A 17,101-nucleotide genomic window follows, 5' to 3' on the forward strand; every position below is an offset into this window, starting at 1 on the left:
GCATTTATTTAAATGCTTCTATAAGCACATGCTGTGAATTATGTGCTTCCTCACCCTCTTGAACATGCGTACGAATCCAACGCCCATCACTTTGGAGCAACCAAGCTTGCTGATTATCTTTTAAGTAATTCACTAAACCTAATTGATAAATACGCTTTTTCAAGGCTGGATCTTCAATTGGGAAACAGGCTTCCACGCGATTAAATAAATTACGATCCATCCAGTCTGCACTTGAACAGAAAATACGTGAATCACCATTATTACTGAAATAATACACTCGAGTATGCTCTAAAAAACGCCCAACAATAGAACGCACGCGAATATTTTCAGACAGCCCCGGTAAACCTGGACGCAAACAACAAATAGAACGAATAATTAAATCAATCTGTACACCTGCTTGTGACGCTTCGTACAGTTTATTGATCAACTGAACTTCTGTTAATGCATTAACCTTGACTATAATTTGCGCAGACTTACCCGCTTTAGCATTAGTAATTTCATTATCAATATAATTGATGAGTTGAGTATGTAAGGTAAATGGCGCATGCAGCAGTTTTTTTAGCTTCGCCATTTTACCCATACCGGTCAATTCTTGGAAAATACGATGTACATCTTCACAGAGTTCTTTATCTGTGGTTAATAGACCGTAATCCGTGTAGATACGCGCATTTCCCGCATGATAGTTGCCCGTACCTAAATGCACATATCGCACCAATTTATTGTTTTCGCGGCGTACCACCAAAATCATTTTGGCATGAGTTTTATAGCCCACGATGCCATACACGACAACTGCGCCTGCTTCTTGTAATACATTAGCCACAGCAATGTTTGATTCTTCATCAAATCGTGCTCGAAGCTCAATTACAGCGGTGACTTCTTTGCCATTACGTGCTGCTTCCGCTAAAACTTGCACAATCTCCGAATCTGCGCCACTTCGATAAAGCGTTTGTTTAATGGCCAAAACTTGTGGATCACGTGCAGCTTCACGCAGTAAATTAATTACCGGTGCGAATGATTCAAAGGGATGGTGTAGCAAAATATCTTGCTTTTGCATCGCACTAAAAATGTTTTCAGATTTTTTGAGTACTTTCGGTATAACAGGAATATGCGCGTCATAACGTAGATGTGGACGTTTAAAGTTTGACAGTAAACGTGCAAGGTTAACTGGTCCATCTACTTTATAGAGTTGCTCTTCTTCTAAATCGAACTCATCAAGCAAATATTCATAAATATGCTGCGGACAATTTTCTGTCACTTCCAAGCGAACGGCGCGACCAAAACGACGTGAATTCAACTCACCTTTGAGGGCTTTAGCCAAATCTTCAACATCTTCATTTAAAGCCAAATCGGCATTACGCGTCACGCGGAATTGGTAGCAACCCGTCGCCGTCATGCCGGGGAACAAATCAGAGACATGTTCATGAATAATTGCCGATAGCATCACATGATGCTCTTTGCCACCGGTTAATTCATCAGGAAGCCGAACGACACGTGGCAGCGAACGTGGTGCAGGTACAACGGCTAAGTCAATCTGACGACCAAAAGCATCCTTCCCTTCTAAAGTCACAATAAAATTCAGCGACTTGTTGACCAAGCGAGGGAATGGATGTGCGGGATCTAAGCTAATTGGCGTTAAGACCGGAGCAACTTGCTCTTGAAAATATTTTTTCACCCAGGCCGACTGTGCAGGGGTTAACTCACCACGACGTAAGAAGCAAATGTCTTCTTCACGCAGTTTGGGTAAAATTTCTTGATTTAAAATACGATACTGGCGCTCAATTGCCGCATGCGCTGTCGCAGAAATTTCATCTAATACTTGTTTTGGTGTTAAGCCATCTGGACTGCGGCTTTCATTACCTAAGTCTAGCTGTTCCATCATTCCTGCAACACGAATTTCAAAAAATTCGTCTAAGTTACGTGAAAAGATCAGCAAGAAATTCATGCGTTCAAGTAATGGATGTATCGGATCAACCGCTTGTTCGAGCACACGCAGATGAAAGTCGAGAATCGATAACTCTCGATTAATATAACGATCATTATAAGTATATTCAGTAGGTACTTGCGCGACTTCAGCTGCAGTATTCATCTCAAACCCATATTAAAAAATGTGTGCTGTACTCAGTTTAGTATGCTTCAAATTTGTGACAATTTCATAAAAAAAGCCCATTAATATGAGCTTTTTGTTGTAATTCAAATCGCTACCATGCCATTTGACGGGTGTGTCGATTGTTATTAATCTGGGATATGGCTATAACGCATATATTTTTGGATCATGCGCTTACGATAATTTAGCTTACGATCTTGTCGATTTTCATCATAATATTTTGGATTGGGTAAAATTGCTGCAATAAATGCCGCTTGCTCTCGGCTCAAACTCCGTGAACTTTTACCAAAATAGTGCTGTGTTGCAGCTTCTACACCATAGATGTTGTCCCCAAACTCAACCGAGTTGAGATATACCTCTAAAATGCGTTGCTTCGTCCACATGCGTTCCATCATCCATGTTGCAACGGCTTCCTGTCCTTTTCGGATAAATGAACGCTTGTTATATAAAAATAAGTTTTTTGCCAATTGCTGAGAAATGGTAGACCCACCTGCGACTACTCTGCCTTTATCTTTATTGCGCTCTAAAGCATTTTGCATGCCTTCCCAGTCAAAGCCTTTATGCTGTAAAAATTTACCATCTTCCGCAGCAACTACAGCATGTTTTACATAGTCACTAATTTGGTCATAATCACGCCATTCATGCTTAATCGGTTTAGACGGCTCAGACCAATAATCTAATCGCATCATCATCGTGGATTCCACAGGATGTGTACGCCACCACACCAGACTACCAAAGATCCAAAGCTGCACCAAAAGCACAAGACTGACAAGAATTAACAATGTACGAACAATAAAGGCTTTCATGTCAGTGTGTTACTCCAGAAATTCTGTTTTTTCATGTTAAGCTTATTTTTAAATATTTTGACACAGTACAAGAATAGCATGTCTGAACTCAGCCCTCCTGCTGTATCAACCCGTAAGCTGCAAATCCAACTGTGGTGGATCACGGCACTCTTAATTACCATCAATGTTGGACTCTTTGGCTGGCAAGTGTTGCATGGAATGAACGTTAGCCAACCCGACACACTGGATGCTTTGCGTTGGGGTGCTGATTATGCACCTTTAACCTTTTTAGAGGAACCCATCCGCTTATTCAGCAGTATGTTTTTTCATTTTGGCCTGATTCACCTGATGTTGAATATGTGGGCTTTGTATATTTTTGGCAGTGTTGCCGAGCAAATGTTAGGTCGTTTCTACTTCCTCGGCCTGTATGTTTTAGCCGGACTGATGGGAAGTTTATTGAGTGGTTATTTAACCATTCAAAACAGTTATACATTATTGGCCGAAGGTGCAGCCAATCAGCAACTTTTTCCGAGTATTGGTGCAGGCGCATCGGGTGCAGTGATGGGACTGGGTGCCGCGCTGACGATTATTTCGCTGCTCCCCATGTTACCTAACCAACGATTTTATCTGGATAAAAAAACCTTATTGATGGTGATGGGAATTAACCTCGCGATGGGCTTTATGATTAGTGGGATTAACAATGCCGCGCATATTGGCGGCATGTTGATGGGCGCTGCTTTGGCTTTCATTTGGTATATAGGACAAAAATTACATCAATCCTTGCTCATTCAAATGATCGGTCTAATCGCCGCAGCTGTCGGATGCTACCTGTTTTATCTGCATTGCCAACAATTAATCCAACCGATTTTACCGCTTTGGGAACACTTTATCCTGCTGATGAAGCAATCTCTCGCAGCACGTTAAACAGTGGAATGAACCCTGTGGCTATCAACACAGATATGTTGAAAACATATCAAATCATGTCTAAATCTGGACTGCGCACTGGGTTCCTGCTCCACTCTTAACTTGCTCGGCTGTTAACCATCTCCCCCCTTAACTATTTAGTTCACGTAAGCTTTCTAAGGGTGGGATGTCGCAAAGATAACTTAAGCGATAACGTCCGATCAATGTACAGACTAAGGTCATGACCAGTGGGAGGATCAACCAAATCTCTGCATGTAGCTGGATGGTCAGTTCCATTTTATAACTGACAATCGCACTGATCACTTCAGCAAAAATACACGCCACGACACCTGAAATTAGTCCCATCAAACCAAACTCCAAACTGAGCATCGACTTTAACTTTTGCTTGGAACTGCCGAAGGAGCGCAGTAATGCCACTTCTTTTTTGCGTTCATCCATAAATAAATTCAAACATGCAACCAAGACCAAAATGCCTGAAATACTGACCAACAGCGCCAAGATGGTGATAATTTGAACCAATACGCTGACGATGCGTTTGATCTCATCCAAAATCAGACTGACATCAATAAACACGGTATTCGAAAACTGCTGAATCAGACCAATTAACTGATTTTTATCTTGCGGTGGAACATAGAAACTCCCCAAGTAACTGCCAGCATTTTCATCCATGGTTTGGGGAGAAAAAATAAAGAAAAAGTTTGGACTAAAGCTTTCCCACTCCACACTGCGAAGGTTAATTACCTTGGCTTGTAAAATCCCTTCAGGAAGGCTAAAACTCAGTCGATCTCCAATTTGAATACCCAGTTCTTGTGCGGTTTTCACTTCTACTGACACTTCATTAACCTGTTGAAACTGCTGATTGCCCGCGATGATTTGATTATCTTTCGGAAAAATTGCGGCCTGTGTGAGATTCAATTCACGGCGTAGTGAATTATTACTTTTAATTAAGGCATCCGAAAAAGGGAGATCATTTTTGGCAACTAATCGTCCACGAATATTCGGGTACATCGGCGTCCCTTGCCAACCATGCTGCTTGAGTTGTTGATTAAAATCCTGCAACTCAAATGGAGGTAATCCATAGACAAATTGGTTAGGTGTTCCTTGCGGCAATTGTTGTTGCCAACGTTCCAGCAAATCTGTACGCAATACCGCTAAAACCGTGATCAGACTTAGCCCCAATGCTAATGCGGTAATTTGAAATGCCGTTTGATACGGTGTGCGTATATACGCTGAGATTTTCGTCCCCCAACTTTTCAAGGCCTTTAAACTGAGCCAGACCATCATATATAGGCCGATACATAGGAAGATGATGGCGCAAATCAGCCACAGGGTGAGTTGTAAATTTTCAGTTAATACCACACAAAACACCACCAAACTGAGTGTGCCGAAACTGAGCATCCAAAGCATGGAACGTACAGAACGCTCTTGTTGTCGTATCACCCGTGCTGGCGGCGTCCCTAATAATTGCCAAAGACTTGGAAGAACAAATCCTAATAGCACAATCACACTGGTGAATATTGCAATTGGAAGTGGCCCAAGCAGCATGGAAATGGCTGAAAACTCTAATTGTAAATTTGGAATCAGCTGTAGCATCAGTTGCAATAAGCCATAACCCAATCCCAGACCAATCAAACTTCCAAACAGGATTGAAAGCCCGAGTACAACCAACAGTAAAGCTAGATAAGCACTTAATATTTGCTGTTTGGTCGATCCAATACAGCGCATCAGTGCAATGGCATCCTGATTTTGTTGGACATAGCGCTGACTGGTTAATGCGATGGCGATGCCACAAAGTAGGATGGTTAAAATATTCGCCAGTTGTAAAAACGTTTCTAGGTTGGCAATCGGCTTCATCAAGCGAGTATTGCCTTCACTGGCATTTCTCAATTTCAAACTGCTTTGAGCCGCATCCTGAACCTGCGCTTGATCTGAATTGGCAGCACCACTTTCTGTTTGATCGCCAAATTTCTGCTTATACAGTTTTTCAAAGCGCTGGGTATTTTGTGCATCTCCTGCCATTAACAGGCGATATTCAATCCGACTCCCGACTTGGATGGCATTGGTTCTCGCCACCTCAGACTGCGCAATCATAACTGTCGGTGAAAAACCACTGAAACCGAGTTCCTGATTGGTGTCATGGATGATTTTGGCACTGACTTGAAAAGCAGCATCGGCAATATTGATCTGATCTCCAACCTTTACACCCAATAAATCCATGGCACGAGGACTTAACCAGACCTCACCTGCTTGTATGGAACGGTTTAGTTTCGGTTCTGTTTCGAGTTCACCTCGTAATGGAAATGCAGCATCAACGGCTTTGACATTGACCATGACAAATTGCTGATCAGTGTGCGCCATGCTGCTAAATAGCGTGACATTCGATTGTTTTAATTGCTGTGCTTTGGCTTGTTGTTGCCACTCTTGTGGAATTGGTTCATTGGCTGTCAGCACCAAGTCTGCTGCCAACATTTCAGCAGCTTGTAGCGCTACTGCATTTTGAATTTGTACATTGCTAAACTTTAAAGCAGTGGTAGCACTGATCGCCAAGGTCAGTGCGATCAATAATAAATACACACCCGTGGTTTTAAAACTCAGCTGTAAGAGTGGTCGAAACAATGCCAAAAGATTCATGCAGCATCTCCTGTTCGATGCTCAATCAATTGACCATTGACCAATTCAAAGTGGCGCTGACATTGACGGGCCAAATCGGCATCATGCGTCACCAATACCAAAGTGGTTCCCATTTCACGATTTAACTGAAATAACAGTTGTTCAATTTCCTGTGCCGTTGCACTGTCTAAATTACCTGTCGGTTCATCTGCAAAGATCAGATCGGGTTCACTCACCAAAGCACGGGCAATCGCAACCCGTTGCTGCTCACCACCCGATAAAACTTTGGGAGCTTGTTGCGCTTGACGTTCTAATCCAACCTTTGCTAATAATTTTAATGCTTTTTCTTCGGCAGCTTTGACCTGAAAATTTGCTTGTAACCGTAGCGGCAGCATGACATTTTCCAGTGCCGTTAAATGTGGCAACAACTGGAAAGACTGAAAGACAAAACCAATATGGGCCAAACGGACTTGAGCACGCTGTTCTTCATTTAATAGATGAATGTCCTGACCACAGACCCGTAACTGTCCCGAACTGGCCTGATCTAAGGTCGCCAAAATCCCCAACAAGGTGGATTTACCTGAACCAGAACGACCGGTAATCGCAACTTGTTCCCCTGCAAATATTTCAAGATCGAGTTGTTCAAAGATCGATAACTGTTTTTGTGGAAGTTGTATCTTTTGTGTCAATTGCTGTGCAGAAATAATCGCCTGTGGCATGATGTCAACATCTGTCGTGAGTTGGGTCATATCTTCCCTATATGCAAAATCGCATTCAAAATAATCGTCTATTGAGTTACTTGCTGGCTATTGCACTGATGTTCTGCCCGATGCTGCTCTCTGCCAAAACCATTATGATTTTGGGCGATAGCTTAAGTGCAGGTTACGGTGTTTCAGTGCAGCAAGGTTGGGTCCACTTATTACAAAAACGTCTAGACCAACAGTATCCGAAACAACATAAAGTGGTCAATGCAAGTGTCAGCGGTGAAACCACCAGTGGTGCTTTAGCGCGACTGCCTAAACTGTTGCAGACCCATCGTCCAGACCTTGTGGTGATTGAGTTAGGTGGTAATGATGGTTTACGCGGACAGCCCCCTGCGCAAATTCAAAAAAACTTAGCGCAGCTGATTCAAAAAAGCCAACAGGCCAAATCGAAAGTCATTTTATTTGGAATGAAAATTCCACCGAATTATGGCAAGGCATATAGCCAAGCTTTTGAAAATAACTATCAAGTGTTGAGCCAACAGTACAAAATCAAATTATTACCTTTCTTTATGCAAGGGGTGGCGGGACATAAAAATTTGATGCAACAAGATCAAATTCACCCGAATGCCAAAGCGCAACCGATTTTGCTGAACAATGCATATCCATTGATCAAAGCAAGCTTATAAATTTAGTGGGTGAAAATGGATTCGTTAAAAAAGGCGCATCATTTGAGCGCCTTTTTTTAAATCTTGTATTTACTGTAGTTTGCTTAGAAATCGTAGAAGCTTACTTCACCCGTTTCGAGTGAATACTCAGCGCCCACCACTTTTAATTTGCCTTGCGCAATTAAGTTTTCGAGGACTGCTGAACCATGACGCAGTTGATTTACTGATGCAAAAACGTTTGAACGTACTGCATGCATTGAAAGTTTTTCAAGGTCATCTTTCAATTCAGTTTGCATAAGTATTTCTACAGATGGACGAACGCGGTTCACAATCGACATCAAGTTCGCTGATGGCGGTGTCGCAGGGTTAGTTAAAGCTTCAATCGTAGAATGAATCGCGCCACAGTGTGTATGGCCCAATACAATGACCACAGGACAACCGAAGCTTTCTGCTGCAAATTCCACGCTACCGACTTGAGACGGTGCCACAATATTACCTGCAACACGAATCACGAATAAATCGCCTAAGCCTTGGTCAAATACCATTTCAGCAGGAACACGTGAGTCTGAACACCCTAAAATAATCGCAAAAGGTTCTTGGCTTTCGGCCATTTCAGCACGTTGTTGATGCGTCAAAAGCTTTGGGTGATTCGTTTCACCGTCTACAAAACGTTGATTCCCTTTTTTTAAACGATCTAAAGCTTCTGCTGCTGTTAGCATGTTCTAATTACCCTTATCCGAAGTTGCAATATTTTAATCCCAGTCGAATCGATTGTCACTTGCAAAAACAATTGCTATGAATTTTTTCTAAGACGATGCTACTTGATAGAAAATGTTAGTCTACATTCATCAAAAAAAAATATTTTTTCTGTAATGGTTCACATTATTAAAACGCAAGTTTAACCACGTCAAAAAAGCAATGGATGACAAAGGTCATTTTTAATTTACAATATATTTCATAAATATACGATTTTGCTATTTCAGCCCATTCTGATAATAGTCATATAAATGATCTAAAAAATATATCTATTCGATTTAACTGGGGTAAACGTCAATGAAAGGACATCATTCACGCGTTTTTGACTTTTTCAAGCTAGCAACAATTTGCTGTATGACGTTTACTGCCAACCATGCTTTGGCTGCAAATCCATCTCCCATCAGCAAAAATCTGGCTGTACCCTCTATCGTGCAAAACTATTTGAGCCAAGAACGTAAAGCGGCAGGTTTAGTCACACACAGCGTTCAAGTCGGAAATGTGAATTGGAGTTATAGCGAAGGCGGTCAACGCTCTAAACCTACCATTTTGCTGATTCATGGTTTAGGCGGCACACGTGATAATTGGAATCGTGTTGCGCATTATTTAACACCGAACTATCACGTGATCATCCCTGACCTTCCGGCCAATGGCGATACACATGTGCCGGTCGATTTTGATGTCTCAGTGCCGAATGTCACGGAACAACTACGCCAGTTTGTCCTTAAAATAGATATTGAAGATAAACTAAATGTTGCAGGTCACTCATTGGGTGGTTCCATTGCCACGGTATATGCCTCTCAATATCCTTTTGACACCCAAAGCTTATTTTTACTCAACAGCGCGGGCATTTATAAACAGGCCAATACCAGTTACACCCGCGACCCGTATAAACTTAAAAATTTAATCGTTTCAAAACCGGGTGATTTAGATGATGTTATGCATAAACTCATGCAAAATCCGCCCAATGTTCCAACACAGCTTAAAGAAGCGCAGGAAAATATCTTAATTGCGCGTGCGCCCTTCACTAGTAAAATGATCGATCAAGTCGTCACGCTCAATCGAATCTACACCCCTGAAACTTTTGCTCGATTAACACGAACAGTAGAAGCCCCAACCCTGATCCTTTGGGGCAAACAAGATAAAATCTTTAATGTGGAAGTGGCTGGCGAACTCAAGTCTTTACTGAAACGTGCAGAAACCCCAGTGATTTTAAATAACGTTGGTCATATGCCAATCTTAGAAGCTGAACAACAAGTTGCAGACCATTACTTGCCTTTCCTTGCGAAAAGTCAAAAGTTTAAAAACCCTTTGGTAGATAAACTGATTCAGTTAAACTGAGCATTCGCCATTTTTAGATCCCCATCACTGGGACTTCAGGGAAAGTATGCAGAAAAACCCGATGATTGAGCAGTTGATTGACGCTCAACTGAACTTTTTAGATCAGAGCTTTTCACACAATGATACCGTAGCCACTGAATTCACCCATTTTTATCAATGGTTTCGTAAACAATCTTTGCAGCAGATTTGGAGTTTTGATCAAATCAATGCTTTGTTGCAAAAGCAAATTCTAAATACCCCTGCAAGTCAATTTCTGATTGAACAAATTGCTGAACATATCAAATTTGCACTGATTCATCCTGCAAATGACAGCACCACGATTGCGGAAATCATTCCAGTGTTGACCATCGATAAAATTGCGCAGTATGTGGCAAGTAAACAAGGACATCGTCAGCGTTTAATTCATACCATGGTCAACAATCCTGCATTTTCAGCCATGATCAGTCAGTTGATTCAACATGCGATACAAGATTATTTAGACAACTCAGTGATTGCAAAATCGGTACCCGGTGTTTCACGATTTATGAAAATGGGGAAATCGGTACTGGAAAATGTCACTGATACCAATTTAGATAATGCGGTCAGCAAATACTTGCAAAAGAATATTTTAAAGCTCAGTCAAATGAGTGAAACCGTGTTAAATCAGCACTTTGATGATCATAAGCTTTACCATTTCCAAGCCAATTTGTGGCATAAAATTAAAGCGCTGCCAGTTTCAGTATTAAAGAACTATGTTGAAGTTCAGGACTTGCCGCAAACAGTTGCCATGGGTCATGAAATTTGGGACTTTATGCGACAGTCTGAGTATATGAAACAGCAAGTGCATGATGGCGTATACGCTTGGTACGTGCGCAATGCAGAACGCCCTTTTGATTTATTGCTATGTGATTTAAATATTGATGAAGCACTGATTCAGCATGAACTTCAAAACTTACTCAATCCTATCGTTCAACAAATGATTGAGTCGGGTTATTTGCGTGAGCGTTCACGTCTCTATTTAGAACAATTCTACTACTCAAGTGAAGCACTGAAAATTTTAAATATCCCAACATAAAAAAAGCCGCGTTAAGCGGCTTTTCTTTTTGGACATACTTAGAACTGGTATTTCAAACTTGCATAATAAGCTCGACCCGGCTCGTTATATGTTTGGTTGACCGTTTTATCACGCAGTTTTTGCTCATCAAATAGGTTATTCACACCGATACGAGCACTTAAAGCCGCATTAAATTTATAACCAAAGTTAATGCCTGCAATGCCATAACTTTTCACGCTATCCATCGCCAAGCCATTTTTGCTTTCAAGACTGGTTTCTGCATATTGACGTGGTTTTTGACGACCATATTGGGTATAGACAAAGTTACTGTCTAATCGATCCGTGATGTTGTAGTTCAAAATAGAGTTTATGGTGTAATTTGGAATCACTGAAAGTGGATTGCCAGTACGTTTATCTTCAGAGTTGATCATATAGGTGACGTTATTGGTCCACGTGATATCACCCCAGTCCAAAGAAATACTTCCTTCAACACCTTCCACCAAGGCTTCTGGCGTATTCATCCAACGCAGTACATTATATGTTGTTCCATTTACTTCTAGTTCTTCTAGACGTGTATCCCCTGCAACTATCTTATTTTTATAATCATTACGGAACCATGCAAAGCTTGCATTTACGATGTCTTTTTCAAACTGTACACCTAATTCTTTATTCACTGAAGTTTCAGGTTTGAGATCGCCATTACCTTGTAATAGACATTGGCTCAGCCCAATCGGACAGCCATTACCGCGAGTGCTTAACAGATAACCTTCCGCATTTTGGTACATATTGGGTGCTTTATACGCCTTAGCCACACCACCTTTTAATGTCCAATAGTCGCCAAGTTTTTGCGTAATATTGAGACTTGGACTCCAGCTATCGCCCGATTTACTATGATTATCATAGCGTAGTGCCAAAACAACATCGGTGCTTTCGCCCAAGTTCATATTGTTTTCAACATAGGCCGATGCAATCCGTGAATCCATGTGTGAACGGTCACCTGAGGTCAACACATCACCAAAACCGCCTGCGCCAGCTTGTGTATTAACCGTATCGGTAAAGTCATCTTCAACCCATTCAGCGCCTAAAGTTAATACTTGTGGGACATACCATTGGAACGGCAGATTGGCTTCTGCATTAAAGCGAATGGTTTCTAGATGTGACGTTTGTTTATTCTCGAGATTATTAATCTGTCCCTCAGTACTACCGCCTGTACCTTCAGGTAGGCGTTTATTTTTGGTTTTGTCATATTGCGCAATGAGTTTACTGTCACCCCAACCCCAAGTACCTTCATGAGTTAATGCAAAACTATCACGATAAATGGTATTGGTTTCTTCACCGATTAAAGCGGATAAAATTGGTGCTTTGTTTGGATCGGCTGGATCAAATACACTGTTTTGACTGTCGCCTGCAAAACGGTTGCCTTGACGGCCAACACTTGCGTCAAACATCAAGACTTGTTGATCATTCAACTGCCAAGCCAAGCGCCCTGCGATATCTTTATTTTCAACGCCTTCTCGACCCGCCATACGCGCGCCATTGTCCATTAATGCATTAATATCCGCAGCATCTGAATCGGTTTTGTTATAACTACCGTAGAAACGATATGAAAGGACATCTTTGAGAATTGGCCCGCTTAAGTTAAAGCTTTCACGGTGACTCGCACCCTCTTTAGCGTCTTCAGGCTGATTGGTAAAAACTTCCACAGAGCCATGCACTTCATTGGTCACTTTCTTGGTTTTAATATTGACCACACCACCCATCGCACCTGAACCATAACGCGCTGCTGCTGGACCACGCAGCACTTCAATCGATTCAATGGCATCTGCAGGTACCCAGTTCGAATCGCCACGTGTATCACGCTCACCGCGCCAGCCATAACGTACTGAGTTTCTCGAATTTACAGGCTTGCCATCAATTAAGATCAACGTGTTTTCAGGCCCCATACCACGGATATCAATTTGACGGTTATTACCACGTTGGCCTGTGGCACTGTTACCAGTCAAATTCACACCCGGCATACGGCGCACATACTCTGAAATATCATTCACAACCGGCATTTTTTCTAAATCTTCTGCCGTAATTTTTGAAGCACCTAATGATTGTTTAACCTGTTCTGCTGCGGTAACAACAATAGTTTCCATTTTAACTACAGATTCATCGACTGCTTCTGCTGCTTCATTCGCATGGCTGAGGCTTACCATTGCGCTTAGTACTGAAAGTGTAAGTGTTGAACGGAGGAGATGCTTGGTCATTTGGTTGTTCCCAAAGTGGCTAAGTTATGGAGAAATCTAGAATAATGTGTTGCACATTGTAACCAACATAAATAATATTGCAATTAATTTTAATAATCATTCTCATTTATATTTGTGATATCGCTTATCATTTTGATGTAAAAACCCTAGAAATATCTGAAAATCTTCGTTTTTTTGATTTAGACAATAAAAAAGCCGCAACGTTGCGGCTTTTCATAAAAATACTGAACTTATTTGAAATAAGCACCTTCAGTATTACTGTGATCCGTTTGGTCAACAACACGCATTAACTCAGGTACATGCTGCTTCAATGTTGTTTCAACACCTTGTTTCAAGGTTAAATCGATTGAAGAACAACCTTGGCAACCACCACCGAATTTAAGCACTGCAGTTAAACCATGTTCTGCATCTTCAACCACCTCTACCAATGCACAGTTACCACCATGACCTGCAAGTCCAGGGTTAATTTCTGACTGTAGAACATAAGTGATTCGCTCTTCTACAGAGGCATCTGGACCCACACGTGGCACTTTAGAGTTTGGCGCACGGAAAGTTAACTGACCACCAAAACGGTCTTTGTTATAGTCAATCACCGCATCCAAAAGATATGGAATAGACGGTGTGTCAATAAATGCAGGGAAATCTGGATAGTCTTGTTTATAGTCTGTAGGCACAACTTCTTCTGGTGCACTGTAAGCCATACAACATTCAGCACGTGGCGTACCCGGATTTTCCACAAAAACACGTACACCAATGCCCGGTGTATTTTGTTTATCCAAAAGATCTTTCAAATACTCTTGGGCATTTGGAGTGATCAATAGGTTTGGAATTTCTTCAGCAACTGCTGTGCTGTTGTTCTCAGTCGACATTACAATATTTCCTCAAGCTGAAGTCGCTATTTTAACTTAAGATGCGGGGCATTAGAAAAAAATCAACTAAAATTGTCGGAATTATTCTGAAAGTTCACGCTTTAGGCAGATTTAATGGCATTATTGAGCATAAATTTTAACAAGTAGAATAGTCATATATGTTGGGCCTACCCTTTAACCACACCGTGACCATTATCCTGATTACGGTGGTGATTTCACTGATTGCATTTTCAAATCAGAAAGTGATGAATCGTTTGTTATTTTGGCCGCCAGCCCTCAGTCGTGGCGAATATGACCGATTTATTAGCCATGGTTTTATTCATGCAGATGGTGCGCACCTATTGTTCAACATGATTACCTTATTTTTCTTTGGTAGCGTGATTGAAAGTTTTTATCGCCAATATTTCTTCGACATGGGCTTTGTATTGTTTTATTTAGGCGGTTTGATCGCTGCGATTATTCCGAGTTATTTAAAACATAAGCATGATACCCATTGGGCAAGTTTAGGGGCTTCTGGGGCAATATCTGCAGTACTCTTTGCTTATATCTTGTTTGAACCGTGGAAACTGATTTTTGTATTCTTTATTCCTGTTCCTGCGATTATTTTTGCCGTGCTGTACGTGGCTTATAGTATTTGGTCAGGTAAACGTGGCAACAGTAACATTAACCACAGCGCGCACTTATGGGGCGCAGCTTATGGTGTGATCATGACGATCATTCTTGAACCGAAGCTTATTCCGCATTTCTTAAGTCAGTTACTAAATGTTCCTTTCTAACGTTAAGTCTAAAAAATCAGCCTGATGTAACCAGTAAAATGACAGCCTAAACCGTTTCAGTTTAGGCTTTTTATTGTGCTGCGTTAAATCGAAATGTCCTTTAATTTTTTTCTTTAGCCAATTTCCCACATCTCCAACACTGCACTTTGAATATCGAGCTATACAATTTCACAGCAGATTGAAACGCTATCTTCCCTTGCCCTGATTTAAACTGAAATGACACAGAATAAAAAAGGGAAAATTCCAATGAAAATAGTCCTGATGTTCTCAAGTTTGTTGTTGACCTGCGTGTTGAGTGCTTGTGCGGTTCACACCCGTGAAGGCAGTATCGTGGTCGACCCAGATCGTAATCACTATCCTTATAATTATCCAGATCGCCATGGCGACTTTTGCCCGCCCGGACAGGCTAAAAAAGGCCGTTGTTGATTTGCCGTTATTGATATAATGCCCTCTTCTTTTAAGCCTTCAAACCGAAGGCTTTTTCAATTCCGACAATAAAAATTGACGCTGTATATTCTACGAAAGTTCACAAAAGCACATGACAAATCATATAAATCTGGCACTTTATGCCACCCTATTTTTTAATTTGGCATAGATAATGTATACATCTGTATATTAATGACAAAATTAGCTGAGATATTTTGCATGTCGAGTTCAACTGAAGGTCTTCAATTTCCCATTTCGGCTTCAAACCAAAAGCCGAGTACATCTAAAACTGGTCGTGAAATTATCGCTGAAGCCTTAGCTGCAGTTGACCATCACTCTTCTGTACGTGCAAAACAAGAAAAAAACTGGCGTAAAAAATATCCTGAATATTTTAAAGCCTTGGTTGAACAAGGAATTCAATCATCTGAAGCTGCGATCAACATTGCTGAGCAAGGTTTAAATAAAGCGCATCACGTCTTTGAGTTTTATCGTAATCAAGAAAAGTATACGCTCAAAGATGCAGTAGCTTTGACTGCACATCCGCTGCATACCGTGAAATTAAAAGGTGAAAGTGTCGCAGCGCCTGAGTGGTATGTGCCCTATCATGGTCAAAAACTTCAAGGTGAGGCTTTACTGGCTCAGATTCAAAAATGGCAAGATGCTGGCATCATTGAAGCCAGTCATGCCGACGCATTACGTGAAGCCATTGCACACCCAGAATGGTTCGATTTGTCAGATCGGACTATGGTGCTCTTTGGTGCTGCCTCCGAAGCAGGCCCTCTGACGTGGTTAGCAAAATGGAAAGCCAATATTGTAGCTATCGACCTCAATAATGAACGTGTTTGGGATCGAATCTTAAGCACGGTTCAGGCCGGTAATGCCACTTTATATGCACCAAGTCTCGACGCTGTGCATGAAGACACTCCCATTCAAGAACTAAAACACAAATTGGGCGCCAATTTACTGACACACATTCCTGAAATTGCACAGTGGCTTGCACAAAGTGAACATCAACTTGATCTGGCTGCAATTGCCTATTTAGATGGTGAAAAGCATGTTCGTGTTGCAATGGCGATGGACAGCATCATGGCTTATGTCAGTCAACAAAAAGCCGACACCAGCTTGATGTTTATGTGTACTCCGACCGATGTCTATGCGGTTCCAGAAGAGATTGTTACGGCAGCGCAAGCCAAATTCCAAAACCGTGCGTCTGCACAAAAGCTATTGACGCAAAGCATTGCCAAAGTCACAGGTCAGCATTTCTTTAAGCAAAATAATGAGCAAACCACCACAGCAGACAATGGAAAATCCTATGGTATCGCTGACTGTTTGGTGGTGGAACAAGGTCCAAACTACGCACTCGCAAAACGTATCCAACAATGGCGCGCAACTGTCGCACGTCAAAATGGTCAGCGGGTTAGTATCAATATTGCGCCATCCACCACGACTCGCTCAGTGACGAAGAATCCATTATTAAAAGCCGCATTTAATGGTGCGAGTTTATTTGATGTTGAATCTTTTCAACCTGAAACCACCAATGCACTCATGGCGGCTTTATGGATTCATGACTTGAGAAATCCTCACTCAGTTGCAAACCCTGAAACAGCGCTAGACCATCCTTTAGAACTCATGATGCATGGTGCCAACCATGGTGGCTTATGGCGTGTAGCTTATTTGGCACGTACCGCCTTACCTTTTGCGGCGCTGTATGGTTTTGCTGAAGAGAAATTGCCCGTGAAAAAAGTATTGGGACTGTTTAAAAAAGCGTAACGGCATTGGTTCAAATAAGTGTTGAACTTTGCAAAGCTTCAACTTGTTAGTTTGACTATTCCATTTCAGCTCAGTCATCCCATTCAAAT

At 41.6% G+C, this 17,101-nt stretch carries 14 protein-coding genes; 7 read left to right on the forward strand and 7 right to left on the reverse strand.

Features of this window, described 5'->3' with window-relative positions; all coding sequences use genetic code 11:
• Window positions 1-4 precede the first annotated feature (4 nt).
• Together ppk1 and mtgA are read right to left on the reverse strand one after the other, a co-directional pair.
• Window positions 5-2,086, reverse strand: a complete 2,082-nt coding sequence (gene ppk1, locus FTU29_RS12655) for a polyphosphate kinase 1 (RefSeq protein ID WP_111884435.1) — start codon at window positions 2,084-2,086, stop codon at window positions 5-7.
• Window positions 2,087-2,232: 146 nt separating this feature from the next.
• Window positions 2,233-2,910 (reverse strand): monofunctional biosynthetic peptidoglycan transglycosylase, encoded by a 678-nt coding sequence (gene mtgA / locus FTU29_RS12660; protein WP_180122191.1) that lies wholly within the window; start codon window positions 2,908-2,910, stop codon window positions 2,233-2,235.
• A gap of 78 nt (window positions 2,911-2,988) precedes the next feature.
• Here mtgA and FTU29_RS12665 point away from each other — a divergent pair, with 78 nt between their 5' ends.
• Complete coding sequence (locus FTU29_RS12665) at window positions 2,989-3,813, forward strand: rhomboid family intramembrane serine protease (protein WP_180122193.1); 825 nt, start codon at window positions 2,989-2,991, stop codon at window positions 3,811-3,813.
• Window positions 3,814-3,942: 129 nt separating this feature from the next.
• On the opposite strand, the gene FTU29_RS12670 is transcribed toward FTU29_RS12665, so the two are convergent.
• Entirely contained in the window at window positions 3,943-6,444 is a 2,502-nt protein-coding gene (locus tag FTU29_RS12670) for an ABC transporter permease (protein WP_180122195.1), read from the reverse strand.
• Window positions 6,441-7,172, reverse strand: coding sequence for an ABC transporter ATP-binding protein (locus FTU29_RS12675; RefSeq protein ID WP_180122197.1), 732 nt, complete (start codon window positions 7,170-7,172; stop codon window positions 6,441-6,443). The genes FTU29_RS12670 and FTU29_RS12675 overlap by 4 nt, the downstream gene beginning before the upstream one ends.
• 11 nt (window positions 7,173-7,183) lie before the next feature.
• On the opposite strand from FTU29_RS12675, the gene FTU29_RS12680 reads away from it, so the two are divergent.
• Window positions 7,184-7,813, forward strand: a complete 630-nt coding sequence (locus tag FTU29_RS12680; protein WP_180024090.1) for an arylesterase — start codon at window positions 7,184-7,186, stop codon at window positions 7,811-7,813.
• An 83-nt stretch (window positions 7,814-7,896) separates the two neighbouring features.
• On the opposite strand, the gene FTU29_RS12685 is transcribed toward FTU29_RS12680, so the two are convergent.
• The gene (locus tag FTU29_RS12685; protein ID WP_111884438.1) at window positions 7,897-8,511 is read right to left on the reverse strand and encodes a carbonic anhydrase; all 615 of its coding nucleotides are present in this window, start codon (window positions 8,509-8,511) and stop codon (window positions 7,897-7,899) included.
• 334 nt (window positions 8,512-8,845) lie between these two features.
• On the opposite strand from FTU29_RS12685, the gene FTU29_RS12690 reads away from it, so the two are divergent.
• On the forward strand, window positions 8,846-9,886 hold the full coding sequence (locus tag FTU29_RS12690; RefSeq protein WP_373423622.1) for an alpha/beta fold hydrolase: 1,041 nt from the start codon (window positions 8,846-8,848) through the stop codon (window positions 9,884-9,886).
• Window positions 9,887-9,932: 46 nt separating this feature from the next.
• Entirely contained in the window at window positions 9,933-10,940 is a 1,008-nt protein-coding gene (locus FTU29_RS12695; protein WP_180122199.1) for a hypothetical protein, read from the forward strand.
• A gap of 38 nt (window positions 10,941-10,978) precedes the next feature.
• Here FTU29_RS12695 and FTU29_RS12700 read toward each other — a convergent pair whose 3' ends face one another.
• Window positions 10,979-13,171, reverse strand: coding sequence for a TonB-dependent siderophore receptor (locus FTU29_RS12700; protein WP_180122201.1), 2,193 nt, complete (start codon window positions 13,169-13,171; stop codon window positions 10,979-10,981).
• Between the two features lie 230 nt (window positions 13,172-13,401).
• Window positions 13,402-14,040, reverse strand: a complete 639-nt coding sequence (gene nfuA, locus FTU29_RS12705) for a Fe-S biogenesis protein NfuA (RefSeq protein WP_078189947.1) — start codon at window positions 14,038-14,040, stop codon at window positions 13,402-13,404.
• 158 nt (window positions 14,041-14,198) lie between these two features.
• On the opposite strand from nfuA, the gene FTU29_RS12710 reads away from it, so the two are divergent.
• From FTU29_RS12710 to FTU29_RS12720, 3 genes are all read left to right on the forward strand, one after another.
• A complete protein-coding gene (locus FTU29_RS12710) occupies window positions 14,199-14,816 on the forward strand; it encodes a rhomboid family intramembrane serine protease (RefSeq protein WP_180122209.1) in 618 nt (205 codons plus the stop codon).
• 246 nt (window positions 14,817-15,062) lie between these two features.
• Entirely contained in the window at window positions 15,063-15,242 is a 180-nt protein-coding gene (locus FTU29_RS12715) for a hypothetical protein (protein WP_180005268.1), read from the forward strand.
• Between the two features lie 219 nt (window positions 15,243-15,461).
• Entirely contained in the window at window positions 15,462-17,012 is a 1,551-nt protein-coding gene (locus FTU29_RS12720; RefSeq protein ID WP_180122211.1) for a hypothetical protein, read from the forward strand.
• Window positions 17,013-17,101 lie beyond the last annotated feature (89 nt).

It is taken from the genome of Acinetobacter sp. YH12086 (genome assembly GCF_013419345.1).
GTDB classification, from domain to species: Bacteria; Pseudomonadota; Gammaproteobacteria; order Pseudomonadales; family Moraxellaceae; genus Acinetobacter; species Acinetobacter amyesii.